Annotated in this window: 22 protein-coding genes and 1 riboswitch; of the genes, 3 read left to right on the top strand and 19 right to left on the bottom strand. The window is 49.0% G+C overall.

Annotation, left to right across the window (positions count from 1 at the left end):
• Positions 1 to 67: 67 nt before the first annotated feature.
• Positions 68 to 3013, top strand: coding sequence for a DUF5704 domain-containing protein (locus tag MHH93_RS15825; RefSeq protein ID WP_500054804.1), 2946 nt, complete (start codon positions 68 to 70; stop codon positions 3011 to 3013).
• A gap of 165 nt (positions 3014 to 3178) precedes the next feature.
• On the opposite strand, the gene MHH93_RS15820 is transcribed toward MHH93_RS15825, so the two are convergent.
• The 6 genes from MHH93_RS15820 to MHH93_RS15795 form a co-directional block, all read right to left on the bottom strand.
• On the bottom strand, positions 3179 to 4042 hold the full coding sequence (locus MHH93_RS15820) for an ABC transporter ATP-binding protein (RefSeq protein WP_500054803.1): 864 nt from the start codon (positions 4040 to 4042) through the stop codon (positions 3179 to 3181).
• Positions 4032 to 4829, bottom strand: coding sequence for an ABC transporter ATP-binding protein (locus MHH93_RS15815; protein WP_500054802.1), 798 nt, complete (start codon positions 4827 to 4829; stop codon positions 4032 to 4034). Before MHH93_RS15815 ends, MHH93_RS15820 begins: the two co-directional genes overlap by 11 nt.
• Positions 4829 to 6421 carry an ABC transporter substrate-binding protein gene (locus MHH93_RS15810; protein ID WP_500054801.1) on the bottom strand — a complete coding sequence of 531 codons (1593 nt, stop codon included), beginning with the start codon at positions 6419 to 6421 and terminating at the stop codon, positions 4829 to 4831. Before MHH93_RS15810 ends, MHH93_RS15815 begins: the two co-directional genes overlap by 1 nt.
• Before the next feature lie 14 nt (positions 6422 to 6435).
• Positions 6436 to 7269 carry a nickel transporter permease gene (gene nikC, locus MHH93_RS15805; RefSeq protein ID WP_500054800.1) on the bottom strand — a complete coding sequence of 278 codons (834 nt, stop codon included), beginning with the start codon at positions 7267 to 7269 and terminating at the stop codon, positions 6436 to 6438.
• Positions 7270 to 8208, bottom strand: a complete 939-nt coding sequence (nikB, locus tag MHH93_RS15800) for a nickel ABC transporter permease (protein ID WP_500054799.1) — start codon at positions 8206 to 8208, stop codon at positions 7270 to 7272.
• 167 nt (positions 8209 to 8375) lie between these two features.
• Positions 8376 to 8568, bottom strand: a riboswitch (cobalamin riboswitch).
• Between the two features lie 77 nt (positions 8569 to 8645).
• Positions 8646 to 9473 (bottom strand): AraC family ligand binding domain-containing protein, encoded by an 828-nt coding sequence (locus tag MHH93_RS15795; RefSeq protein ID WP_500054798.1) that lies wholly within the window; start codon positions 9471 to 9473, stop codon positions 8646 to 8648.
• Between the two features lie 204 nt (positions 9474 to 9677).
• Between MHH93_RS15795 and MHH93_RS15790 the strand changes: the two genes are divergently transcribed.
• The gene (locus tag MHH93_RS15790; protein WP_047841509.1) at positions 9678 to 10979 is read left to right on the top strand and encodes an alpha-glucosidase/alpha-galactosidase; all 1302 of its coding nucleotides are present in this window, start codon (positions 9678 to 9680) and stop codon (positions 10977 to 10979) included.
• 114 nt (positions 10980 to 11093) lie between these two features.
• On the opposite strand, the gene MHH93_RS15785 is transcribed toward MHH93_RS15790, so the two are convergent.
• The 8 genes from MHH93_RS15785 to ytxJ all read right to left on the bottom strand — a co-directional run bounded on the left by MHH93_RS15785 (position 11094) and on the right by ytxJ (position 21331).
• Positions 11094 to 11795 carry a response regulator gene (locus MHH93_RS15785; RefSeq protein ID WP_500054797.1) on the bottom strand — a complete coding sequence of 234 codons (702 nt, stop codon included), beginning with the start codon at positions 11793 to 11795 and terminating at the stop codon, positions 11094 to 11096.
• Between the two features lies 1 nt (position 11796).
• Entirely contained in the window at positions 11797 to 13389 is a 1593-nt protein-coding gene (locus MHH93_RS15780; RefSeq protein ID WP_500054796.1) for an ATP-binding protein, read from the bottom strand.
• Positions 13390 to 13393: 4 nt separating this feature from the next.
• Positions 13394 to 15733 carry a histidine kinase gene (locus tag MHH93_RS15775; protein ID WP_500054795.1) on the bottom strand — a complete coding sequence of 780 codons (2340 nt, stop codon included), beginning with the start codon at positions 15731 to 15733 and terminating at the stop codon, positions 13394 to 13396.
• A 92-nt stretch (positions 15734 to 15825) separates the two neighbouring features.
• Positions 15826 to 16386, bottom strand: a complete 561-nt coding sequence (gene kdpC, locus MHH93_RS15770) for a potassium-transporting ATPase subunit KdpC (RefSeq protein ID WP_500054794.1) — start codon at positions 16384 to 16386, stop codon at positions 15826 to 15828.
• Between the two features lie 99 nt (positions 16387 to 16485).
• A complete protein-coding gene (gene kdpB, locus MHH93_RS15765) occupies positions 16486 to 18486 on the bottom strand; it encodes a potassium-transporting ATPase subunit KdpB (RefSeq protein WP_500054922.1) in 2001 nt (666 codons plus the stop codon).
• Between the two features lie 208 nt (positions 18487 to 18694).
• Complete coding sequence (gene kdpA, locus MHH93_RS15760; protein ID WP_500054793.1) at positions 18695 to 20374, bottom strand: potassium-transporting ATPase subunit KdpA; 1680 nt, start codon at positions 20372 to 20374, stop codon at positions 18695 to 18697.
• A gap of 58 nt (positions 20375 to 20432) precedes the next feature.
• Entirely contained in the window at positions 20433 to 20495 is a 63-nt protein-coding gene (locus MHH93_RS15755; protein ID WP_500054921.1) for a potassium-transporting ATPase subunit F, read from the bottom strand.
• 296 nt (positions 20496 to 20791) lie between these two features.
• On the bottom strand, positions 20792 to 21331 hold the full coding sequence (gene ytxJ, locus MHH93_RS15750) for a bacillithiol system redox-active protein YtxJ (RefSeq protein WP_500054792.1): 540 nt from the start codon (positions 21329 to 21331) through the stop codon (positions 20792 to 20794).
• A 224-nt stretch (positions 21332 to 21555) separates the two neighbouring features.
• Between ytxJ and MHH93_RS15745 the strand changes: the two genes are divergently transcribed.
• On the top strand, positions 21556 to 22413 hold the full coding sequence (locus MHH93_RS15745) for a hypothetical protein (RefSeq protein ID WP_500054791.1): 858 nt from the start codon (positions 21556 to 21558) through the stop codon (positions 22411 to 22413).
• Between the two features lie 101 nt (positions 22414 to 22514).
• Here the strand turns inward: MHH93_RS15745 and MHH93_RS15740 are convergent, their stop codons facing one another.
• The 5 genes from MHH93_RS15740 to MHH93_RS15720 all read right to left on the bottom strand — a co-directional run bounded on the left by MHH93_RS15740 (position 22515) and on the right by MHH93_RS15720 (position 25931).
• Complete coding sequence (locus MHH93_RS15740; RefSeq protein WP_124118268.1) at positions 22515 to 22943, bottom strand: VOC family protein; 429 nt, start codon at positions 22941 to 22943, stop codon at positions 22515 to 22517.
• Positions 22944 to 23112: 169 nt separating this feature from the next.
• Positions 23113 to 23673 carry a hypothetical protein gene (locus tag MHH93_RS15735; RefSeq protein WP_500054790.1) on the bottom strand — a complete coding sequence of 187 codons (561 nt, stop codon included), beginning with the start codon at positions 23671 to 23673 and terminating at the stop codon, positions 23113 to 23115.
• Positions 23674 to 23752: 79 nt separating this feature from the next.
• Entirely contained in the window at positions 23753 to 23980 is a 228-nt protein-coding gene (locus MHH93_RS15730; protein WP_062837704.1) for a hypothetical protein, read from the bottom strand.
• A gap of 190 nt (positions 23981 to 24170) precedes the next feature.
• Complete coding sequence (locus MHH93_RS15725; protein ID WP_500054789.1) at positions 24171 to 25043, bottom strand: sugar phosphate isomerase/epimerase family protein; 873 nt, start codon at positions 25041 to 25043, stop codon at positions 24171 to 24173.
• 12 nt (positions 25044 to 25055) lie between these two features.
• On the bottom strand, positions 25056 to 25931 hold the full coding sequence (locus tag MHH93_RS15720; RefSeq protein ID WP_500054787.1) for a sugar phosphate isomerase/epimerase family protein: 876 nt from the start codon (positions 25929 to 25931) through the stop codon (positions 25056 to 25058).
• Positions 25932 to 25974: the final 43 nt, after the last annotated feature.

Raw genomic sequence — 25974 nt, 5'->3', positions numbered from 1 at the left:
CTTTGATAAAGGAGGTGAAGCACATTCTTCTACGGAAATAACTGATAAATCTAAAGAACCTCACTACATGGATAATACAGCTTACTATGAGCCAGGGCTGCCCATCTTGGTTTCTGTTGAATCATTTACAGGTCGTAACACAAAATTCACCACTCAAATTGGTGGTGCTATTCCACCTATCAAAACGGAAGAATATTACCCTTCCAAATGGAATGCTGACTATCAATTCAACACAGATTTATATTGGCGGGCCGTTGCCGAAATAACCAAAGAGATCAACCTTACCGCTGGCGGACAACTTAGCTTGAACCAGTCCAAACAATTGAATGCAACGGTCAAAACCAAAAATGGAGATGGAGACTTTGGAGCGGAGACCAATGTAAATACCGGCAGCGGTGGTACAACGACTTGGGAATCTTCCAATCCTGGTGTCGCTACGGTTAGTAACTCCGGATTAGTTCAAGCCGTTAGCAGAGGAACAACAACCATCAAAGTACTGTGGGAAAAGGATGATTTCACCTTAACTACCACAAGCAACATTGGCGTTGAAGAAGATCCGGGCCCTGGAGGTGATGGTGACGGTAACGGGGGCGGTGGTGGAGGTTGCACACCAACGATTGGACCACCTTCTGCTGGAACCATCATGAGCATGAATGATCTCGATCCAAATGCCAACGGAGTTATTAAGTCAGATAACAGAGATAATGAGACATTCAATGTATTAAAAGGAATACCTACTTCCGAGTCACTCTACACAAATGCCTTTGCTGACAATTATCTATTTAAACAAGCCTGGGCGAAAATGAGCGGTAAAGTTACATACAATTGTAATGTCACAATCTCGTACGACAGAGAGTGGACAGTACCTGGACCAGAGGAATGTGATGATGATGGTTGTAGACCAGGGACACCTGTACCTGCGAACGACACGGTACCCAAGCCATACAACTTCCAAATCACAAGAGACTACTCCTACTGGAAAATTAATAACCTGGAAGTATATAAGATCGCTAAAGCAACCATGAACAATTACGCTTTGCCCGGTGAGACCGTTACGATGAATCCATCAGGATACACACCACCAACACTGGAGTCTAAAAACGATGAATCCGTAGAAAGCCATGTACGACCAGGGCAAACCACTTCAATCTCATATACTCCACCCAAACTTACAGGAGGCTTGAACTCTCCACCCAGTGTACCTGATGATACATCACGGTTAAAAGGGATGGCTGAAACAAACACACCTCAAAGTAAAGTGAATAATGATTTGGTGAAGTTCAACAACACAACCATTATGAATGATGTAGAAGCAACCAAGGATGGACCAACGCCATCCAACATTCCCAATCCAACGACGATTGGTCGCGATGTCTTGTACAAACCGGGGAACATGATCAGCAATTCCCTGTTGAATAAAGCCAGCACAACGAGTTCGGGCGAGATCTATTATGATTTGCTACCCGGTAACGTGAACGGTGGCGCCAATAAAATATTGCCGATTAATGGTATCAACACCGTTACAGTTCACACCCCTGTTGTTAACTACGCCTGGGTGTCGGATGATCAGCGACATAATCAGAAAACGATACCGGACGCAACCAGCGCCGCACTCATTTTGGAACGTCCGTTCATTGTGCGAATCCCCACATCAGGACAGCACTTGGACGAAGCAAGTTATCCCGGTTATGGCAATAGAGATTATGCCAAATATTTTCGAATTAAACAGGTACAATTTCCGTTTGATGTCTACAACGCAGACCGGAGTCAGTTTATCCCTGCCAAGACATGGGTCGATATTCCGGTCAATCAACTGGACACCACATTCTATCTTCCTGTATGGGTAGACGAAGGAAATTATCATATTACATTCCGCAATATTGCAGAGAATGCACCTGCAAACTTTACCGAGCAACAGGATGCCAATACCAATCTGGCCCATCATGTTGCAGCAGACACCGTACCGGTAGATGTCATCGGAAGGTTATATGATTTTCACGTCACGGATATCTCTGATTACAACTGGGAAAATGTTTTTCGCAAGCGGCTGGGCAGTCCCGAACCAACGAGCCTTAGCTACTGGGCTGGAATGAATAGCATTGATGGTGATCCGAGAGGCAACCTGGCTCCATTTGTATTACCCATTCGGCCAGGAAGCCATCCGGTGCAGGGATTTGCTAATGCAACTGTGAAGACAGGGTATCATTTCAAATTCGATCTGAAGACCAAAGGAAATATGTTTGGCAAGCAGGATGGCATCCGAATAACACCCACTTTTGCTTTTGTAAGCAAAGACGGGTCCTCCCGGCAAGATGTGGATCTGTACTACCATCGGGGCCAGGAACGCCTAATCCGGATTGGATCGGCTCAGGATCTGGAGAAACGATTTGTTGTTCTGAACTCACGTCTTCGAAATGTACCCGGCACAGAGTTAGGCGATACCGCGCGTTATCAGTATACTTATGAGCTGTCGGCGGAGGAACGCAACCAACGTACGTTAGCAGAACATATGGTTCGCCTGGTCGATCAGACTTCTCATCAAAAAACATGGATAGGTCGTTATGACTGGATGATCCTGTCCGCTCCGATTAGAACGCTTATTGGGCCCAAAACGGACATTCCTTCCGGTGTCAACGTGGATCGAGCCAATGCAGCAATCCAGCGCTGGTACGGGGAGTACAGCTTACCTGCCGATGTATATGTCGTACCAAAAGGTACCGATCTTGAACCCCTCGCCCGACAAAATCAGCTGGATGAGAAATCGAAGATTTTTCTAAAGAATGGTTATATCGTGGTCAACTTCAACATGGAGAGCCTGCGGAATGGAAATACAGAGGCACCCCATCTACAATACATTTATGCACCATTGATGAATCAATGGCAGATGGAAGGTTTCAACAAAGCGCCCTCGGACGTCCAAGGCAGAATCTGGCCTCTGAAGGATGGGGATATTGTCTTTTACCATGCTTATCAGTCCAGCCGGAACGATTTCCAATCCCAGGTACCACACTAGTTCGGGATCACCCCATAAAAAACGATCGCGTCCCAACCACGCATAACGTTCCTGTTATACAATAAAAGGGTTACCCTAAAAGTCATCTATAGACTTCCGGGGTAACCCTTTTTGTGTCATTCTATTGGTATAATCTAATCAGTTAACGAAAAGCCGCCATCGGTTTCATCCTGACAGACTTTCCTGAAGAACCTCCACCTGCTCTTGTTCTTGTTCCTCGTTTTTCTTCTGCATTTTATACTTCATTTCTCTCAAGGACAACACGGAGGACATCAGGCTCCGGGTATAGGGATGATTCGCTGAGCTGGTCAACTGCGAACTCTCCACAACTTCGACCACCTCACCCTGGTACATGACGGCAATTCGGTCGCTCACCTGCTGAACCACTGCAAGATCATGCGATATAAAAATAGATGAGATACCTGTTTCTTTTCTCAACTCCACCAACAGATCCAGGATCTGCTGTTGAATGGAAACATCCAAAGCAGAAGTGGCTTCATCGAACAGGATGATGTCTGGCTGTACTCCAATTGCACGAGCAATAATTGCTCTTTGTTGTTCTCCTCCGCTCAGTTCATGCGGATATCTATCCGCCGTAGCGGCAGATAATCCTACCCGTTCCAACAACCTGAGCACTTCCTGCTCCGCTTGTTGGCTCTTTATTACTTTATAATTGATAAGTGGTTCCCGAATAAATGCTCCAACCTTCATTCGCGGATTAAAGATAGCCGAAGGCTCCTGAAAGATCATCTGAATCTGCCTTCGTTGCTGGCGTAGCAACCTCCCATTCAATCGGGTAATATCCTGCTGACGATATTGAATCTGTCCTGAAGTTACTCGCTCCAAATGGGTTACACATCTGGCCAGTGTGCTCTTCCCGCTACCACTCTCCCCGACAATCCCCAGACATTCCCCAGGATACAGCTGCAAATGAATAGCTTTCAGTGCATCCACTGCTCTGTGTCCCTTTAACTCATAGGTTTTGCACAGATTTTGCAGTTCCAGAATTGGTAACCGCTCATGAGTCATGAACATTTCCCTCCAATTCAGGTACAGTACTCAGCAGCTTGCAAGTGTATTCATGCTGAGGATCGGATATGACACGGAAAGTATCTCCCATCTCGACCAATGTACCATCCTGCATCACACCTATTCGGTCAGCCATATGAGCCGCAACAGCAATATTGTGTGTTACGATAATCATGCCTGTCCCTTGACGGGAACGAAGCTCACTTAATCGGTTCATCACTTCAATCTGCGTCGTCACATCCAGCGAACTCGTCGGCTCGTCCGCAAGCAGAAGCTCTGGTTCCATCGTAACCGCCATAGCAATTGCTGTACGCTGTTTCATGCCTCCACTAAGCTGCGAGGGGTAGGAACGCATAATTCGTTCGGGATCATCCAGTCCCATGTCCCCGAGCATATTCACAGCCAGGGCATAAGCTGCTTTTTGGGACACGGTAAAATGAGTTCGAATCGCTTCAATATACTGACTACCGATGCTGCGAATGGGATTAAGATAAGATCCACTGTCCTGAAACACCATAGCAATCCGCTTCCCCCGCACGTCAGCCCAATCCAAACGCGAATCACGCAATAGCGCTTTTTCCTGAAAAGAGATCTCTCCCCCAATGTATCGCCCGCCTTCTGGAAGCAGGCCAAGCAAAGCCCGAATCAGGGTTGATTTCCCGCTGCCACTTTCACCTACAATCCCGATAATCTCCCCCTTATTCATGGAGAAGGATAAGTCCCGTAGACCCAGAGAATCTCCCTTGTAAGTTACGGACAGATGATGGACACTCACCAAGGAACTCATTACTGCCCAACCTTGATATTACGATCCAGCAGGTAGAAGTCGATGGGATACATCGTTGCGCCTTGCACGTTACTTTTACTCACAATATTAATCGGGGTATAGGTCAAAAACATATAGGCTGCATCATCCAGGATAATCTGCTGGGCCTCTGCCGCGAGAGCATACCTTTTCTCCACATCAAACTCGGAGTGTAGACGATTGATGACCTCATCGAGCTTCGGATTGCTATATCCACCTACATTCCATTCCGCGCCCGTCATGAAGTAGAAATCCAGAATATACTGCGGATCACCCGTGATACCTGTATTAATGCTTGTTAAAGCGAGGTCGTAATTCCCACTCTTCTGATGATCGGTCAGATCCTCATACGAGGTCATCTCCAATTGAACGCCGATTTCTTTCAGTTGGGACTGCATTGCAGCAGCCACAATCGAATCAGACTCATAAGCGGAGTTGAGAATCAGCTGTAGCGATAGCTTCTTGCCATCTTTTTCACGAATGCCATCGCCATCTGTATCCTTGAAGCCAGCATCATCCAGCAACTGTTGGGCTTTTTCCGGTTCGTAGTCATATCCCTTGATGTTGTCATAACCGAAAGGCAGAGCTGAGGTGAATGGCCCTTTGGCAGCCTGACCGCCCACCAGCGTATTGGCATACATCTCGCGGTCAATACCATAAGAGATTGCTCGGCGAACCTCCGGATCACTCAGCAGCGGATTGCTCGTGTTAAACCACACGAACTGGGTACGCAGGCTGGGAATTTCATCTATGGTGTATTGACTCTTGTCCTGGAATAACGCCAAACTGCTGCGTCCCACGTTACTGGCTACATCAATCTCTCCGGACTGCAGGGCAAGGGCACGTGTACTATCATCCTTGATGTATTTCAACGTCAATGTGTCGACATCTGCCGCGCCGCCCCAATACCCGCCATACTTCTTCACCTGGATCTCCTGATCTGGCGTATAACCTGTCACCATAAATGGCCCGGTAGCAATTGGCTCGCTCTTGAATTTGGATGTATCTGCGCTCGTATCCACAATGATAAACAGTGGCTCGGCGATATTGCCAAGCAGTGACGCATAAGGCTCTGTCGTTTTAATCGTCAGATCTTGTCCTTCAGCAGTCATCGAGGCTACGGGTACAGTCGATCGTCCTCTCTCGTTTAACTCAATGGAGCGTTCAATCGATTTTTTCACCGCGTCGGCAGTTACCTTATTTCCGTTATGGAAAGTTACACCTTCCCGAATATGAAAATGCCAAGTTGTATCATCAACACGTTCCCAAGTATCTGCAATTTTAGGGACCAGCTTCATATTCTCGTCAAACTGAATCAGTGTCTCACCAATCGCTGCACGCGTAAGTGTCCAGCCGTTCCATTCTTCTGCGGGGTCCAGATTGCTGCCAAGCCAGAACAGGGCCACATTCAGATGTGTTGGTGCACTTGTGGTATCCTTGTCCGTAGCCGCTGGCTTCTCCGTTGCTCCCGACGAGGTCGATGGATTATTGGCGGTGCCACAAGCTGCAAGCAAGAATACAACGAACATGGATACAATGGTAAGCAGGATTGATTTTTGAAAATTCCCCTTCATTCTGGTTCCTCCAGTTAAGCTGTATTTTTCTTGGGATCAAGCACATCTCGCAGACTGTCTCCCAGTAAATTAAAAATAATAACGGTGCTAAATATCGCCAGACCTGGATAAATCAACAACCAAGAGGCAGTCTGGAGATATCTTCTGCCTTCATTTAACATGGCCCCCCACTCAGGGTTCGGAGGCTGCGCGCCGAGCCCGAGAAAGGACAAGCCCGAAATGGACAGCATCATGCCTCCCACATCCATCATCGCCATGACGATGAGTGGAGACATCATATTAGGCAGGATCGTCCTGCCAATGATCTGTATCTTACGTGCTCCGCTGAAAGCAGCGGCAGCAACATATTCCTTTTGCTGAAGTGAAATCACTAGGCTTCTCGCCATCCGTGCATACTTCGCCCACCAGACGACCGACAGTGCCAGCACCGTATTGAACAATCCCGGCCCAAGCATCCCCACCACAGCGATCGCAAAAATCAGGCCCGGGAATGCCATTAAGGTATCCGACAGGCGCATGAGAACCATATCCGTTACACCCCGAGCAGTACCGGCGATGACCCCAATCGCTACACCCAGTACGAACACAATGCCAATCATCATAAAGGTGAGCAGCAGCGATGTTCGTGCACCGTACAGAAGACGAGATAATACACATCGGCCCAACTGATCGGTTCCAAGGGGATATTCCATGCTGGATGGCTGCAGTACTTTGGCAAAGTTCGTGGTAAGTGGATCGTGTGGTGCAAGCAGCGGTGCAACCATGGCAAGAATAATCCAGAAGGCGGTCAAAGACAGCAGGAAGGCAAACCAGCGATTTTGCATTAATACAAGTCTGAAGGCTCTCATCTATACATCCACATCCAGTCGGATTCGGGGATCACGAAGATGAGTCCATATATCAACCAGCAGATTCAGGGTGACATATATGATCGCCATCCAGATGACATACCCCTGAATCAGCGGATAATCCCTTGTGAAAATCGCATCTACAGCCATCTGTCCAACGCCCGGCCACACAAATAAACTTTCCACAATCGCTGCACCACCCAACAATGCACCTGTCGTCATGCCCATAAGGGTAACGATCGGCAGCAGAGCATTGGGGAGAATATGACGCAAAATAATAATCGACTCCTTCACACCTCTGGATCTTGCTCCGATCACATAGTTCTGGCTTGTCTCCTCAAGTAGGACCGCACGAATCTGTCTGCTGTACTGGGCAACAAGTGGAATCGCGAGTGTACATGCAGGCAGAATCAGGCTGTACCATCCGGAGTTGCCCATTACTGGCAGCAGCTTCAGTTGTACACCGAAGACCAACATGAGTAACATACCTAACCAGAAGCTGGGCATGGATAATCCGGCAAAAGAGAACAGACGAATGACGTGATCAAGCCATTGGTTACGGTAGACAGCCGACAGCATCCCCAATGGAAAGGAAACCAGTATAACCAGAAACATGGCGCTTCCTGTTAGCCAAAGCGTTGCCGGGAGCCGTGCCATCAGCACGTCCAGCACTGGACGATTGTATTTATATGATGTACCGAAGTCCCCAGTCATCACCTGTCCCAACCAAGTCCCGTACCGATAGAGAAAGGGCTCGTCCAATCCAAGCTCCGACCTCACCTGCCTGACCAGCTCATCAGATGGCGTTACCCCTGTAGACATAAGCATAAGTCTGGCTGGATCTCCAGGAGACAGGTAGGTTAGCAGGAACGTCAGGAACGTGATGCCGAACAATACGACTACCAGTTGCATTAATCGTTTAATGATATATCTGCTCACGTGTTCAAACGTCCTTCCCCAAAACTTTATGTATATGCCATGATGTTCTCCGTCCATAGCAAAAAAGGCGTCCCTCTCCGTGTTACTGGATGAGGACGCCTTAAATAAACAGATTTTCAGAAAAAATCATGCTCTCTAAACACCTTCCTATCTCCCGTAGGGTACTACTGTGTTTGTTAAACCTGGCAGGTCTCCTGGCTCCAGAATCATCGTCACTTGCAGCTCCTTCCCGGCTTAAACCAGTGGATTATCGCTACCTGACTCCTCTGTTACAGTGGCGGGACCGCGCCGGTATTACACCGGACTTCCCTATTAAGCTTCCACCCTGACGGGCAAAGCACCAAGTTCCACATATTCAATTACACTTCTGTATCAGTATAGCGGGACAACGTTTAATGATCAAAACTTTTCTTTCAAATTTGAAACACTAGGTGCGTCTAATCGCGAATTCTCGACCCCTTCGGAGATACGCCCGTCACACGCTTAAACATCTTGGAAAACAATAATGGGTCCGTATAACCGACAGAATGGGCCACTTCACTGACCGACAGCCCTGGATTCTGAAGAAGTTGGGCAGCCCTATTCATACGGTACTCCAGAAAAAATGACTGTAGCGACATGCCATATCGCTCTTTGAATAATCCCGATAGATACGTGCGATCCAGCCCCACGGCTTGGGCAATATCCAGTATGGAAGTTCGCTGACTGTACCTGTTCTCCATAAATTGCACCGCCTGCCGGATGTATGTTTCTTTGTTTGAAAGGAGCTGCCCGACCTCTTCCTTCACAGGTGAAGAAGAGATTAATTCTGCCATCAAGCGGTACAAGAGACTCTGGTTCAACACATCACCTTCCGGTCGCGTGGAAGCTTGGACCATCTCCGTATATAACTGTTCCATCGTAATCGTATCATGGACATCATATATCGGGCGCTCCGGGCTCAGTTGGGCACGTTGCATGAATGCTTTGGCTTGTACCCCTTTGAAGCCGAACCACGAATACGTCCAGGGCTCCTTTGGATCTGCCTCATAATGAATAAGCGTGTCCGGGAAAATGATAAAACCCTGTCCTTCGCTAAGCTTGTATTCCTGATCCCCCATGTACACGATGCCCCGTCCTTCATGGATGTAATGCACAATATAGGAATCACGTACACCCGGTCCCCAATAATGGGCGGGTTCACACGCCTCCCACCCGAAGAACAACAAGACCAGTTCCATCTTTGTCCAGTCCGTGGCTACCACATTCATCTCTATTTTTCTCATTTTATGCCCTCCCTCCTTGTTTCCTTCCGAGGCTCACCATCTGTATGTCTAATTAAATTATAACAGCTAAAGGACACAAATATTAGTTGAAAGCGGAAACAAAAATGGGATTATGCCATGTTTGAAAGGGGTTGAGCCATAGTTATATGTGCCGAATCGGCCTATAGTTGGGGTACAACATTTTTCAGGGAGGCTGAACTTAAGATGAACAAAATTACGTTTCTTGGTGCAGGAAGCACCGTCTTTGTCAAAAATGTATTGGGTGATGTCATGATGACCGAAGCACTGCAGGATTTTGAGCTGGCATTGTTCGATATCGATGCTGAACGTTTGAGCGATTCAGAGCGTTTGCTGACCAGTCTGGCCCGTTCACTCGGAAGTCGTTGCGTCGTGAACGTGTATCATGACCGCAAAGAAGCGCTGCGCGGGGCCAAATATGTCATCAACGCCATCCAGGTCGGTGGATATGATCCATGTACCATTACGGACTTCGAGATTCCGAAGAAATACGGACTACGTCAAACGATTGCAGATACACTCGGGATAGGCGGGATTTTCCGTAACTTGCGGACGATTCCGGTCATGCTGGATTTTGCCCGGGATATGCAGGAAGTATGTCCGGATGCATGGTTCCTGAACTATACCAACCCGATGGCCGTGCTTACCAATGTCATGAATGTGCATGGTGGGATCAAAACCGTAGGTTTGTGTCATAGTGTGCAGGTATGTGTACCACATCTGTTCGATGCACTGGGGATTGATCAGACAGGTGTTGTGGCTAAAATTGCAGGGATCAACCACATGGCGTGGTTGCTCGAAGTTACAAAAGACGGGCAGGACCTGTACCCTGAGATTAAACGACTGGCGAAGGAAAAACAGAAAGAACAGCATGATGACATGGTTCGTTATGAACTGATGCAGCGTTTTGGCTATTATGTAACGGAATCCTCCGAACACAATGCCGAATACCACCCTTATTTCATCAAGCGGAATTACCCGGAGCTGATTGAACGCTTCAACATTCCACTGGATGAGTATCCACGCCGCTGTGTGAACCAGATTGAAGGCTGGAAAGAGATGCGTACCAAGCTGTTTGCCAGCGAAAATATAGAACATACCCGTAGCCGTGAATACGCATCGCATATTATCGAAGCAATGGAGACGAACAACCCGTACAAGATTGGCGGCAACGTCATGAATAACGGACTGATTACGAACCTGCCGCGTGAGGCCTGTGTCGAGGTACCTTGTCTGGTCGATGGATCAGGGATCAGCCCTACGTACATTGGAGATCTGCCTCCACAACTCGCGGCATTGAACCGGACAAACATCAATACGCAACTGCTGACCATTGAAGCAGCTATCACTGGAAAAAAAGAACATATCTATCACGCCGCCATGCTTGATCCACACACGGCTGCCGAACTGTCTATCGACGACATCGTAGCGATGTGTGATGAGTTGATTGAAGCTCACGGCGACTGGTTGCCGAAATATACCTCATAATTTATAAGCACCGTTCCTTTGCAGATAAAGGGGACGGTGTTTTCTTCTTCCATAACGCTCACCGCTGAAAGGTGCATCACATCATTGTTATGAAATGTTTGACTCCCTTAAACCTTATTCGGCAGGGAGTAAAAAGCGATAACCAATGCCAGGCTCCGTCTGAATATATCGCGGATTGGTTGGATCTTCATTTAATTTCTTGCGCAGATGTCCCACATATACCCGAAGATAATGGCTATCGGACTCATGATGATGCCCTCCCCATACTTGCTGCAAAAGCTGACGCTGGGTGATGATCTTCCCCGCATTCGAGGCGAGCACCTTCAGCATCTCATATTCCGTTGGGGTTAATTTGACCAAAGTCCCCTCCAGTTCGACTTGCCTTTGGGCCAGATCAATTGTGAGTGATCCGAAGCGCAGTATCGGCTCATCCGTCGTTTTGGCTACATGACGCAACGCCACCCGAATACGGGCGACCAACTCACCCATCCCGAATGGTTTGGTCACATAATCATCTGCACCACCATCCAACGCGGCAATTTTGTCTCCCTCCTGATCCTTCGCTGTCAGCACGATAACGGGCACTTGTGACCATTCGCGAATCCGGCGAAGTGCCTCCATGCCGGACATGCCCGGCAAACCAAGATCAAGGATGATCAGATCCGGATGTACAATACTGGCCTGAATGACGCCCTCTTCGCCATCCCCACACTCGTGGAGTTCAAATTGGTGCGCCTGAAGGGTGACCTTGAGCAATTTACGAATCTGCGGCTCATCATCGATCACCAGTATACGAGCCCCTTGTGGTGCGTTCATGTTATTCTTCAACCTCTCCTTGTTCTGAATAGGGAAACCGCGATCCGTGAGCCCCCATGGGGAGTTCTATGCGCATTCTCGTTCCCCCGCCCAGATTCGGCTCTGCCACAATGGTACCTCCGTGGACTTCCACAATGCCTTTGCAGATCGCCAGACCAAGCCCTGTTCCTGTGACATGCCGAGTCGACTCTGAGCGATAGAACTTATCAAATATACGTATTCTTTCCGCTTCCGGTATACCAACACCTTGATCATCTACCTGGATCATCAATTGACTTGGACTCTTATCACTCCTCACAGTGATGACAATCTGGCTCTCATCAGGCGAATATTTGATGGCATTGCTGACGATATTGACCAGAACCTGCTCCAGCAAGACTTCATCTCCGTAGATGAAGACCGGATCATCAGGCAGTTCAACTTGTATTTTGCGATGCGGACTGAACTCCCGAACCTGTGTCAGTACTATACTAATCATGTCCCCCACGTCACACCATTTCCGGTTCAGTTGTAACATGCCGCTCTCCAGCTGAACCATACCCAACAGATTCGTAACGAGACGATTCATGCGCAAGGCTCCATCCCGAATGTTGCCTGTTAATTCCCTCCGATCCTCGGGTGTAAAAAGAGTATCATTCTCCAACAATCCCGTAGCCGAGCCGATAATGGCAGTTAGGGGCGTTCGTAATTCATGGGAGACCGAGTCCAGCAGCGCTGTGCGTATACGCTCGGATTCAGCAGTGATCTGCGCCAATCGGGCCTCTTCCGCCAGCTTCACTCGGGCAATGGCACCTGCCGCCAGTCCACCGCATGCCTCCAACAGACGAAGCTGTTCTTGCTGCTCATGAGACTCGCCAGCATCCATGCTCACGGCGAGCACGCCATGTATCTGCTCCTCTGTGCGCAGCGGCACGTAAAGTCCGGGAGATTCCCGCAAAGTGGATGATCCCTTACCTGCGATCTGTCCGTGAAGATACACCCATTTGGCGATGGCAATCTCCGATTCCCCATCCCCCCAATCATCCTCCCCCTCTGATGCAGATATGGAAGAGCTCGTAACCAGCAGATCCCCTTGTTCATCCGGAAGATACATAGCAGCCGGCTTACCAAGGGTAAGTGATACTTGGGTTGCAATATTAACCTGCAACGTATTCAGATCGGTAATGGCTGTCATCTGACGACTCAATGCGTACAGGGAGTTAGTGGTGGATTCGCGTGCTTTTACCATCTCCAATTGTTGTCGCAATCGACCTGCAAGACTCGCTGTCAGGATCGCCACCGCAAGATACACGACAAAGGAGATAAGATATCTCAAGTCCTCAACCGTAAAGCTCAAATATGGCGGTACAAAAAAGAAGTCAAACATAATGACGCTAAAACTCGCGGCATATACAGCTGGCCCCATTCCCCAGTACACGGCACTAACCAGTACGGGAAACAGGTATACAAGCGCTACATTAACCAGATCATCACTCATGCCGATGGCATGAAGCAGTAAAGTTAGCAGCGTCACCCCGAGGGTCACCCATACATATGCCGGAACCCGTTTTCCATGGGATGCCCGCGTTTCTTTTTTTATTCGTTCAGACAACATCTATTCACATCCCGCTCCGTTCCTCATCGTAATCTGCAACGATCAATATATCCAGATGCCGCGATAAGCGTACAAGTCGGTTGACCACCGAACCTGAGCCACGGTAGCCATTCAGCCACCACACCCGTCTTGCCTGCCCCACCACCAGCTGGGTCACTCGTGCCTCCAATGCCTTTCTTGCCAAAATATCAGGTACATCCCGCAGCCTTGGACTGTGGTGAATGTGAAATTGACCGCCAAGCCGAATCGTCAGCTGCTCCAACGCTTCCAGATGACACTTCACTTCGGCACTCATGGACTCACCAATATGGATATGATGTACGTGCCAGATGGCTTTTAGGCGAAAAGCCATGCGGAATCCACGTCGGATCAGCCGCTCGGCATGACGATCACTGCTTACACATACAAAGACCGCTTCCTGTCTGCGCCAAGGTCCTCGAAGTGTGAATTTGGCCTGTTGTGCTTCAAGCCTTTCATCCACGTCGTCCGCCAGTTCGCGCAAGGCAAGTTCACGGAGGGCAATTAGATTACCGATTTTGAAGAAATTCGCAAGAGCTTGCTCGACCTTGGCAGTTGCATAGATTTTACCCTCCCTCATGCGCTGCCGCAAGGCCTGGGGCGCCACATCAATCAGCTGCACCTCATCCGCCATCTGAATGATCCGATCGGGTACGGTCTCGCGGACACGAACACCGGTAATATGTTCAACGGCATCATTCAGACTTTCAAGATGCTGTACATTCATTGTGGTAATCACCGAGATGCCTGCATTAAGCAGGATAAGGACATCTTCATAACGCTTTTGCCGGACACTTCCGGGCACATTCGTATGCGCCAGTTCATCCACAAGCACCACTTCCGGACAAAGACGCAGAATTCTCTCCGTGTCCATCTCTTCCAGCCGAGCCTCCTGATAAACTCGCTGCACGCGGGGGATCACAGATAAATGACCTATCTGCTCCACGGTTTCTGCCCGTCCATGTGTCTCCAGCAAACCGATTTGCACATCGATGCCCTTACGGAGCAAATCATTGCCTTCCCGCAGCATCATGTAGGTTTTGCCTACACCTGGTGCGGCTCCAATATATATTTTGAATGTGCCGCGCTGAATCTGGCCAATCTGATCCTTCATTTCCTGCTCACTTAGTCTGCGGTATGTCAGTGACTCCACTTCGTTTACTTTGGCCGGGACCACACGTTCACCCTCCCGGGCCGCTCGATCAGCAACCAGAAACAGATCCACACCACGTAATCTGCGTAGAAGTGAGTTAACAACGGACCCTTGCCACAGTTCCTGCCAGCGCGTACGCCGGGAATGCCCCATCACAATTCGGGTAATCTGGTGCTCCATGGCGTAACGCGCCAGCATAGACGGGATGTTACGACGGTGTAATATTGACAGTTCCTCCATATGGCCACCAAACTTCTCCACCAGTTTGATCATATTCCGCCGAAACACGGTTGCCTCTTTGGTTAACGGCTGCTTCTTATTTCGAAAAACCACGGCGCACAGATCACCATTCAAACGTTTGGCAATCTGTTGTCCACGCCGGATATAGATCGAGCCGTTCCAATGATATTGCGTGGACACCAGAATCCGTTCCGCGATACCTGTTGTCACGGTAATTCCCATCTCCTCCCGATGCTCACGCAGGGATTCATTCACCCCTTCTGCAACCAATCTCAATGCCAGTTCGCGCAGAATACCCAGATTGCCTTGACGAAATACAGCTTCTCCCTCACGCCCCTTCAAGTGACCTTCTGCCAGACGGCTCAGTATCGTTTCCGGCGTAACATCAATCAGCTTGACCTCATCCGCAAGTTCCAGTGTATCCGCAGGTACCGTATGTTCTGCTGCGATGCCGGTGAGCTGCCGTGCCAGCTCGGTATAACCTTCTAGCTCATACACATTCACCGTTGTCATGACACTGATGTTGTTTCGGAGCAAAAACTGAATGTCCTCCAGTCGGGTAGCATATCGAGCGCCATCTCTGTTGCGATGTGCCAAACCATCCACCAGCACCACCTCCGGATTACGCTCCAGGAGTGCATCCAAGTTCAGATCCTTCATCTCTGCATCATCACTCTGGCGCAACCAGTGAATGCTTGGAATCCGTTCGAGTGTGCCAAGCTGCTCTACCGTTTCCGGTCTGCGCATCGTCGATACGGCACAGATGACCACATCAACGCCCTGGTCGCGCAACGCATTTCCTTCACGTAACATGTGATACGTTTTGCCCGATCCGCTGACGGGGCCGATGTAGATTTTGAGCGTACCCTGCTGCAGCTTCGTAATCATCTTCAGCATCTCTTCCGGTGACTTGCGCTTGAAGCTGTCTTCCATCCCTCTCTCTTCCCCTTCCCTTTAAAATATGATGAGAAAAATGGAGAAAGCCCCTCCCGATATATCGTGAGAAGGCTGGTACGTCCATTCGGTTAGTTCAGTTCTGCTGTCAGCGCCAGATTCAGAGCCGTTACATTGACACGAGATTCCCCGAAAATGCCCATCTGACGACCTTCCGTATGCTCATGTACAAGTTGCACAAGCTGCTGTTCACTAAGTCCCGTAGCTTCGCTAATGCGTGGGATCTGCGCCTCAGCGGCTTCGGGAGAGAGATCCGGGTCAAGTCCCGAACCTGAACCTGTCACGAGATCAGCAGGGATTTGCTTCAATCCGGGGTTTTCCTGCTGAAGCTTAGCCATCTTTTCCTTCATCTCGCTAATATACTCCTCTGAAGCTACAGCGCGATTCGAACCGGCTGAAGCCGTTGGGTCATAATTGGCATTTGATGCCCGGGGCTGGAACAGCCCCGGTGATTGAATTTCCTGCGCCAACAGTGACGAGCCAATAATTTTCTCATCTTGCGTAATCAGACTGCCATTCGCCTGCGCAGGGAAGAGAAGTTGGGCTACGCCAGTCGTTACAAGCGGGTAGATTAGACCGCAGATCAGCATAAGCACGACGGACAACCGTACAGCGGGTAAGAACATGTTCATACAGATCACTTCCTGAATTCATTAGGATAAAAGGACAATTTCGCTAAACATTGCGGTGTAGCACGCTTTACTTCAAAGTTTCGAGATCACATCGTTTGCTCAAAGAATCCCCGACAGAACCATATCAATGAGCTTAATGCCGATAAAAGGTACAATCACACCACCTACGCCATAGATGAACACATTGCGCCCAAGCAGCCGTTCGGCTGACATCGCCCGATACTTGACCCCTTTCATTGCGATAGGAATGAGTAGCGGGATGATAATGGCGTTGAAGATGAGCGCCGACAGGATCGCAGACTGCGGTGAAGCCAGATTCATAATATTCAGTGCCTGAAGCTGCGGCATGGCGAGAATAAACATGGCTGGGATGATGGCAAAATATTTCGCGATATCATTGGATATCGAAAAGGTTGTGAGCGCACCGCGTGTAATCAGCAGCTGCTTGCCAATGGAGACGACCGACAATAGCTTGGTCGGGTCGGAATCCAAGTCAATCATGTTGGCCGCTTCCTTGGCCGCCATGGTGCCCGAATTCATCGCCAGGCCCACATCGGCCTGCGCCAGAGCAGGAGCATCGTTGGTACCGTCGCCCGTCATGGCGACGAGTTTGCCCTCCTGCTGCTCTTTTTTGATCGCCGCAATCTTGTCCTCGGGCTTCGCTTCGGCAATAAAATCATCCACACCCGCTTCCAGCGCGATGGTCGCTGCGGTTAACGGATTGTCGCCTGTACACATAATGGTCTTGATACCCATGGCGCGCATCTCGGCGAACTTCTCTTTCAGCCCTGGCTTCACAGTGTCTTTCAGATAGATCACACCGTAGATGCATTCATCGATAGCTACAGCAAGCGGCGTACCCCCGGCCTTTGCAATTCGATTTGCGATCTCATCCAGATCCCCCGGTATACGGCCTCCTTCGGAAGCAATATATCTTTTGATCGCATCCACCGCACCTTTGCGGATCTTCATTCCGCTACTCAGATTGAGACCGGACATCCGGGTCTCTGCCGTGAATTCCACATTTTCCGCATGTGCATACTCCGTCTCAGGCCAGCTCTGGCCTTGTTTGCCTGCCAGTTCTACAACAGAACGCCCTTCCGGGGTCTCATCTCGCACAGAAGCCTGTAAAGCAGCTTGCGTCATCTCTGACGAAGTAATGCCCTGAACGGGAACAAACTCAGATGCCATGCGGTTTCCGTATGTGATCGTTCCTGTTTTATCCAGAATCAATGTATCAATATCCCCTGCCGCTTCCACCGCTTTACCCGACATGGCGAGCACATTGAACTGCGTAACACGGTCCATACCGGCAATACCAATGGCAGACAGTAATCCACCAATGGTGGTGGGGATCAAGCAGACGAGCAATGCGATCAGGGTCGCCAGATCCAGTCGAATACCCAAGTAATTCGCCATCGGAACCATTGTCAGAATAACGATCAGAAAGATCAGGGTTAATACGGCGAGCAGGGTTGTCAGCGCGATTTCATTAGGTGTTTTCTGGCGCTGTGCACCCTCAACCAGAGAGATCATCCGGTCAAGGAATGACTCCCCCGGATCGGTCTGAACACGCATGACGATGTAATCCGATACGACGCGAGTACCTCCGGTAACCGAAGAGAAATCGCCTCCTGCTTCCTTGATAACCGGGGCAGATTCTCCCGTAATAGCCGATTCATCAATAGAGGCCAAGCCCTCTATAATCTCACCGTCCGTCGGGATCAGTTCACCAACTTCCACACGTACCATATCGCCTTTTTTCAATTGGGTCGAAGACACGTGTCGGATGGTTCCATCCTTCTGTACCAGATTGGCCATGGTGTCCGACTTCGTCTTGCGTAACGTATCCGCCTGCGCTTTACCTCTACCTTCAGCTAGTGCCTCCGCGAAGTTGGCGAACAGCAGTGTGAACAGCAAAATGAAAAATACGGCGATATTGTACCCGCGCCCGGCTTCGGATGCGGTGAACAGATCGGGATTGATGCATAACAAGAGCGTAATGAATGTACCTACCTCGACAATGAACATAACCGGATTTTTGATCATGACCACCGGATTGAGCTTCTTGAATGCATCCAGTGAAGCCTGAAGTATCATATCTTTGCTTAACGACCGTTTCGATCCGGGATCATGTTGAATATGACCGCGATTGTTATCCGGCTCATTGCCCTTCGTTCTAAACATTTCTGTATCCATGTGTTGCATCGTCTGTTCCTTCTTTCGTTCGACTGCATTCATTGTGCACTGCCACCTCCATACGTTACGTCGATACACCAATTTCTCTGTAACTCCCCTGTCGTATTCCTCATTGAATCATTGCCAAGTGTTCTGCAATCGGTCCAAGAGCAAGCGAAGGGAAGAACGTAAGTGCGCCGACAACAACAATCATCATGACCAGAATGCCCGCAAAGAGAGGTGTGTGGGTCCGCAATGTGCCCGTAGTTACCGGTACAACTCGTTTGGTAGCGAGCGAACCGGCAATCGCCAGCATGGCGATCATCGAAACGTACCTTCCCAGCAGCATAACGATACCAATCGCAATGTTGTAAAAGTCTGTATTGGCATTCAGTCCGGCAAAGGCCGATCCATTATTGGCTGCACCCGAGGCAAAAGCATAGAGAACTTCGGTCAGGCCATGCATGCCCCCGTTCGAGATGGACGCAACTGCTTCAGGCCGCATAAGTGCGAGTGCCGTTGGCGCAAGAATAATCAAAGGATGAATGAGCAAGGCGATGGATGCGAGCTTCACTTCTTTGCCCTCGATTTTTTTGCCCAGGAACTCAGGTGTTCGTCCCACCATCAATCCACAGATAAATACAGCCAGAATCACATACAACAGTCCGTTGATTAGCCCTACCCCTTTACCGCCAAACACGTTGTTAAGCATCATCTGGGCCAGCGATACCATGCCTCCAAGTGGAGTGAGCGACTCGTGCATATTGTTGACTGAACCTGTTGTGGCAGCCGTCGTGACCGCTGTGAATAAAGCAGACTCGGGTATGCCGAACCTGACCTCTTTGCCTTCCATATTGCCCTGCAGACCTGCTGCATCCAGCGCAGGTACACCGCGATATTCGGAGACAAATACGGTGGTTAACATCACAAGGAAAAGAAAACTCATCGCTGCGAACAAGGCCCAACCCTGCTTCCGGTTATTGACCATCAAGCCAAAGGCGTATACCAGTGCCGTTGGCAGCAGCATCATACAGACGATATGCACCAGATTGCTCAGGGCTGTTGGATTCTCGAATGGATGTGCAGCATTGGTTCCAAACCAGCCACCACCGTTGGTGCCAATATGTTTGATTGACTCCAGTGAGGCGACCAGTCCACGTGATATGGTCTGCTGCGCACCTTCCAGCGTGGTTGCGTTAACCGCTCCAGCGAGCGTCTGAGGCACACCCTGGAACACGAGGAACAAGGCCACGATGAAGCTCAGCGGTAAAAAAATACGTGTAATCGACCGTACAAGGTCGACGTAAAAGTTCCCCAGTTCATCCCGGCGGCCTACCAGCCCGCGAATAAACGCAATGGCTACCGCGAATCCCGTTGCTGCCGACGTGAACATCGGGAATGTCACGGCCAGCATCTGTGACAGGTACGACAGGGCGTTCTCGCCCGTATAAGACTGCCAGTTCGTATTGGTCATGAACGAAACGGCCGTATTAAATGCCTGCGCCGATGGCATATTGCCGATCCCATCCGGGTTGAGCGGTAAATATTTTTGCAGTCGCAGCACCAGAAACATCAATATCAACATTACGAAGTTGGAGAGGAGAACCGCTGTGAGATACTTTTTCCACCCCATGGACTCGTTCTCCCGTACGCCCATCACGCGATAGAGCAGTCGCTCCGGTCCGCCAAAAACCCGATCCAGCCCCGTTCGCTGTCCATCGAACACGTTCACTATATATTTTCCCACCGGCTTCACCAACAGCAGGATGATCAGCAGCGTTACCGCTACTTGCACTACACCGATACCCATATTCGTATTTCCTCCCTATTCGACGTCCGCTTGTTCCGCATTACGTACAGTGTCAGCATCAGAATTTCTCTGGCTTCACCAGCACATAACCGAGATAAATCACCAGTACGAGTACAATCATGCCGATGGCAATCATTCTGCTCCCCCTCTCTACCCTCAAGCCTTTTCGCAGAATTTCACAAATCCCCAAAACACCGCAAACAGCAGCACAACCAATCCAATCATCGTGGCATCATTCACCATGCGCCCTTCCTCCCTCTCTCTACCGTTCTTTGCACCTGCTACATGTAAAATCGTAATATGAATCGCTGTAAAAAAGGGGTAAAGAAAACCCTCCACAGGTGTAAAAAAAGCGTAAAAAAGACCCGCACTTCTCAGCTATGGGCTGAAAAGGACGGGTCTATGAAGGGTATCTATTTATCCAAACGGATTCTGCGCCCACTGCAATAATCTCTTTTTCGTGATTTTGCCATGAGATGTATGTTTGACAACTTGCCCCTGATCGAGCAGAAGTACCTGTGGTGACTCGTGGTGAACCTCTGTCTCTTCCGCAATATGGCGGGACAATGAGCGATTTTCAATCACTTTGACGATGCGGTAATCCATGGGATGTTTCGAATCGGAAGCATTGGTACCTACAAACGCCATAAACTCTCTGTAGGCTCTCGCACTTATCGGACACGTCGTGCTGTGCTTAAGAATAAGCACCGGATGATCCTGCGAGCGTTGAAGCACGTCTTCCCAGTCACCCGTTTTGTGCAATTCATGGACATGTTCGCTGAGCATATGTTCCGAGTCTGAACCCGTACGTTTACTAACCACCGAACCAATGACAATGCCAAGCGTCAAGCCAAAAGCAATCCCGAGTCCAAGCTGCTGCGTAGCCGTACCAATGCTGACTCCCATGGCAACACCTATTGCAAGCCATACGGCTTGATGGTTTACTTTTTTATCCATACAGATCTTCCCTTCCCAAAGTATGTATATCAATGCTTTATGTTTTCCAACCTTACATTCTGATCAAATTATAGCATAGGCCTCTGTGAGCAAGCTTTGTTAATCTTCATCTGCAGGTACAGATTTCAATGATTGAATTTAAGCAAAATGCTCATTTGTGATACACTGGTTGTAATTTGGAAACGATGAACATGAAGAATGGATTGGAAGGGCGGAAATTCCATATGACATACGCGTTTATGATTGAACCACAGGATTTTATTGCGCTGGATAACGAAGATGAGCTGATTGAGAAATGTCAGGAGTGGGGCCTGCTTTCCGGTAAAGCGACCAAACTCAAAACGTTCTATTATAAAGGAAACGGATTAAACATGCCGTGCACCATTATTGGATATGTCGATCATATGGCGGCCGTTATTCAACTCGATAATGGACAAAAACATTGCATTCACCCGTCGTATTTGAAGGAAATGCAAGCGTCCAGTTACAGCGCCAGAAGCATAAGTAATGCCGGGTCAGATCGAAGCACAGAAACGACAACTCCGGATACAGTCGCACCAGTCTCTCCTGCTGTTACGTCAACTCCAGAAGATGCCCTGGTTAACCCGGATGAAATTCCGGCGGATCTGGAAGATTTGGACGACACGGACACAGATGAATTCTCCTCGGGGCTGAAGGGTGATCCGGATGGGCTAGTAGAAGCGTATGTTGGGCCTCAGTCCGGGGCATCCAGTGAAGCCAAACCCAAAGCCAAAACAGCGAGCAAGGCCAAGACCGTTAAGATTGATCTGCCAGAAGGCAAAGTGAAGATGAGTGCCGTTGTCAAAGAATTCACCACCGTACCGAATCACTTCTCTGACAATGACGATGAAGTCATCATCTATGAAGCAGTTACCATCACGGAGCCAGATGTCATCGACGTTGGGGAAGCCTGGTCGAGCCACAGTGCTACTGTTAAGAAACAAGAACTGGAAGTGGGAGACGTTATCACGTTTGAAGCCAAAATCATCAAGAAGAAGCTGACACGTAACCCGGTTCCTTATAAAATCAACAACCCTTCCAAGATTCAGAAGGAAGGGTAATCCCACGCCGTACAGGAAAAAACCAAAAAACCTCCAGAACTGCTCAAAGCAGATCGCGGAGGTTTTGCCGTTTGTAGGCTATATTAGCGAAGAGTACGCTCTTAAGCTTGTCCCGGTTTAGCACTGATCTGAAAATGTACGCCGAATTTGTCGACAACCGTGCCGTAGGCTGGACTCCAGAACGTCTCTTGTATCGCCATTTCCACTACGCCACCATCTTCCAGTTGGCTGAAAATAGCTTTGGCTTCATCCACAGTATCCGTGTTCACAGTAATACTAACATGATTACCTATGGTGTACGGCATGCCTGGAAATGTGTCGGATAACATTAATACCGAGCTGCCAATCTGCAAAGATGCATGCATAATACGGTCTTTCGCTTCTGGCGGGATGGGATGATTCGGGTCAGATGGACCGTCACCAAATGTTTGAAGTGCGAGCACTTCCGCTCCAAATGCCTTTTGATAAAAATCTACCGCTTCACGTCCATTACCGTCTGTTATCAGATACACATTCAAGCTGATCGACATGCGTTCTTCATCTCCTTGGGCTCATGTAATTATACGATTCACGCCACTTGCGACATGAGTATATATGAACAGGTTGTCCTTTGACAAGCGTGTATTTCTGCACTCATCTCTGTGGACCGTTACACCATTTTAGGGTTACCAACATATTCTTAATCCATCCGTCTTTCCACTAGTTCTTTCGCTTGCGTATATAGTAGAGAACACGGATCAGAACACCCGGAACCAGTGCTGCAAAACTGGCATAGATCAGACACCATTTCAACAAGGTAAATATCGGAGTGAGTTCAGCAAGCACAGGCGTACGTTCAGGATAACGATACATGATCAGGGATGCACCTACATTTTCAAACATGTCCATAGCCCAACCTAAGATTGGAATGAGATTCACCCAGCGCCAGCGACTCTTCACCGGAAGCACCCGATAGAGTACGGATAAGAGAACAACCAATAACAACAGATAGGCCAACGGCCATATCAGGTCAAATGTGAATCGTGCCTGAATATAGGCGCTTCGTCCTGTTTCTCCATATTGCTCAGCCATCTGATAAAGATCATTCGCCGTGTAGAGAAAAGATGAATCCGGAGACTGCCCACCACCTGTGGCTTCCTCCGACTTTGCCGCCTGCCAAGGCAGTATAAATGCAATAAAATAGGCAAATACAACAACCGCAGCTACAACCCATCTCCAATTTACCCGCTGATAGAACCAGCCTGACACTTTATTCAGCACGTTCTGTCCCCTTTCCGATAAAAAAAAGACCACTTTCCCGAAGCCTGTCGGTCAAATGGTTGTGTTCAATCCTATGAAGTTATCGAGCTTGAACGATGTTATCTATTTCACTTTTCAATAAGAGGTATCGGTGAACACTTCTCATGATCGGGACCTTCGTAAGTTTGTTCTTGTCCACGTACAGTTTCATCTGGTCTTTGGTCAACCCAAGCAAACTTCCAGCTTCCGATACCGTCAATACTACCTCTGGGTTCGTAGCATTAAACGTCTTCTTTACCTTCTGATTCCAGTCCTCGAATACCTGCATAGATCAGTGACCTCTCCTATCCATAGCCAGTTATTATCAGGCTGAATATATCCAGTATACCACACTTGGGATGCTCGTAACTTAATCCTTGCGCAGAACCATATTCTGATAGGCTTTTTTCGCTTGCTGTAGTATGAGAAAAAGAGCCACATCTGAACGTGGCCCTTGGATTATCTCTCTATGATGTTTGTTACGCTTCTTCCCAAAAGCGACGCAGGTTGTCCATGGCGATTTTGGATGCGGATTTGCATTCCTCCATGCCTTCGAACTCCACTGTAATGTGGCCATCATAGCCGGAGTTTTTAATCAACTTTACAATTTTGCGGATCGGAATATCCCCTTGCCCAACGATGGCCCCACGCAGGAAGTTGCCGTAGGCCGTCGTAAACCATTCACCCTCACCTGGGTGCTCATCATAAGGACGGAAGTAGAAATCTTTGAAGTGAACCAGAGAAGCGTACGGCAGATTTTTCATGACGCCAATGATCGGGTTCTCATCCACACACATGAAGTTGCCAATATCGAGTGTTGTCTTGAAGTTGGGACGATCCACCGCATGCAGTACACGCTGCACCCGGTCACTCGCCTGCACACTGAAGCCATGGTTCTCAATGGTTGTGGTGATACCAAACTGCGCTGCATAGTCCGCAATGATCTGGCTTCCCCGTACCATCAGAGGCAGATGCTCCTCGAACCAGGCGATGGTCATCTTCTCCTTTGGCAGAGTAAACGCCGTGACGTCGTGACGCATATGTTTTACACCCATCCGGTGTACGACATCCACATGCCTTTTGACCCGGGCCATCTCTTCTGCAAACGCCTCTTCCGTCTCCTGCACGAAATTGGCTGGCATCGAATAGTTGGACAGTTCAATACCCACAGACGCTGCCCGTTCCCGAATCGCATCCGCCAGATCGTGATTATCCTCCACGGTATAACCGTAAGGTACCATCTCCATATGTTCTCCGCCGTTTGCCGCAATCCAGTCGATTACATCCAGCACCGTCATCTCACCGGAATTCAAATCGTTCAACAAACTGTACGTGCTCAGGCCCACTTTCATCTGCTCAGCTCCCTATCGATATTGTTGAATGAATCGAACCGCCTTGTTAATATCCTCCTCCGGCTGATGACCAACCTCGCGTTCAATCGTCAGATAACCGGTGTAACCAATCTCCTGAAGCGCTGCAAAGTATCCATCAAAATCAACACCACCCTCACCCAGAGGAACCTCACGGAAGAACGTCCCGGACGAGACCATCTCGGCAATTTTTTCGTGATCCATAGGGGCATAACCGACCGCTCCGTATACGTCTCGTGGATCGACTTCCTTCAACCGCACACCATCCTTCACATGGGTATGTACGATGTAATCCTTAAGCAGATGGACTCCCCGAGCAGGATCATCACCAGTCACCATCACCATATTTGCCGGGTCAAAATTCACCGATACCCCGTTGGTCGACAGTGTATCCAGGAAGCCTTTTAAGTCAGCTGCCGTTTCCGGTCCTGTCTCAATGGCAAAATATGCACCCACACTTTTGGCGTATTGACCCAATTCCTCACAAGCAGCATGCAGCGTGGCATAAACTTCCGATGAAGGGTCGTGTGGAACAATGCCGATATGTGTCGTGACGATGTTGGTACCCAGATCAAGGGCCAGATCCACGATCCGCTTGGATTTCTCCACTTTCCACGGATTATCTTCCTTGACTTGAAAACCATGTCCGCCAAGATCACCAACCAATGCTGAAATTTCGAGACCCAGCGAATCGATGTAACTCTTCAGCTCCTTACGCGCCGTAGGTGACAAATTTTCAGGGTCCATCTCTCCCTTGACGGCATAGATCTGCACACCTTCTGCACCTACGTCTTTGGCTTTGCTCAACCCTTCCCGTACACCTACGCCAAAGCTATCCACGATGACACCGATCTTATTCGTTAATTTCATGTCATACCTCCTGTGATTGAATGAGTAACTTTACGTTCTCGTG

The organism is Priestia sp. FSL H7-0729, assembly GCF_038005685.1.
Classification (GTDB): domain Bacteria; phylum Bacillota; class Bacilli; order Paenibacillales; family Paenibacillaceae; genus Paenibacillus.
The sequence above is the reverse complement of the archived record's forward strand: the minus strand, read 5'-3'. Positions and strand labels throughout refer to the sequence as shown.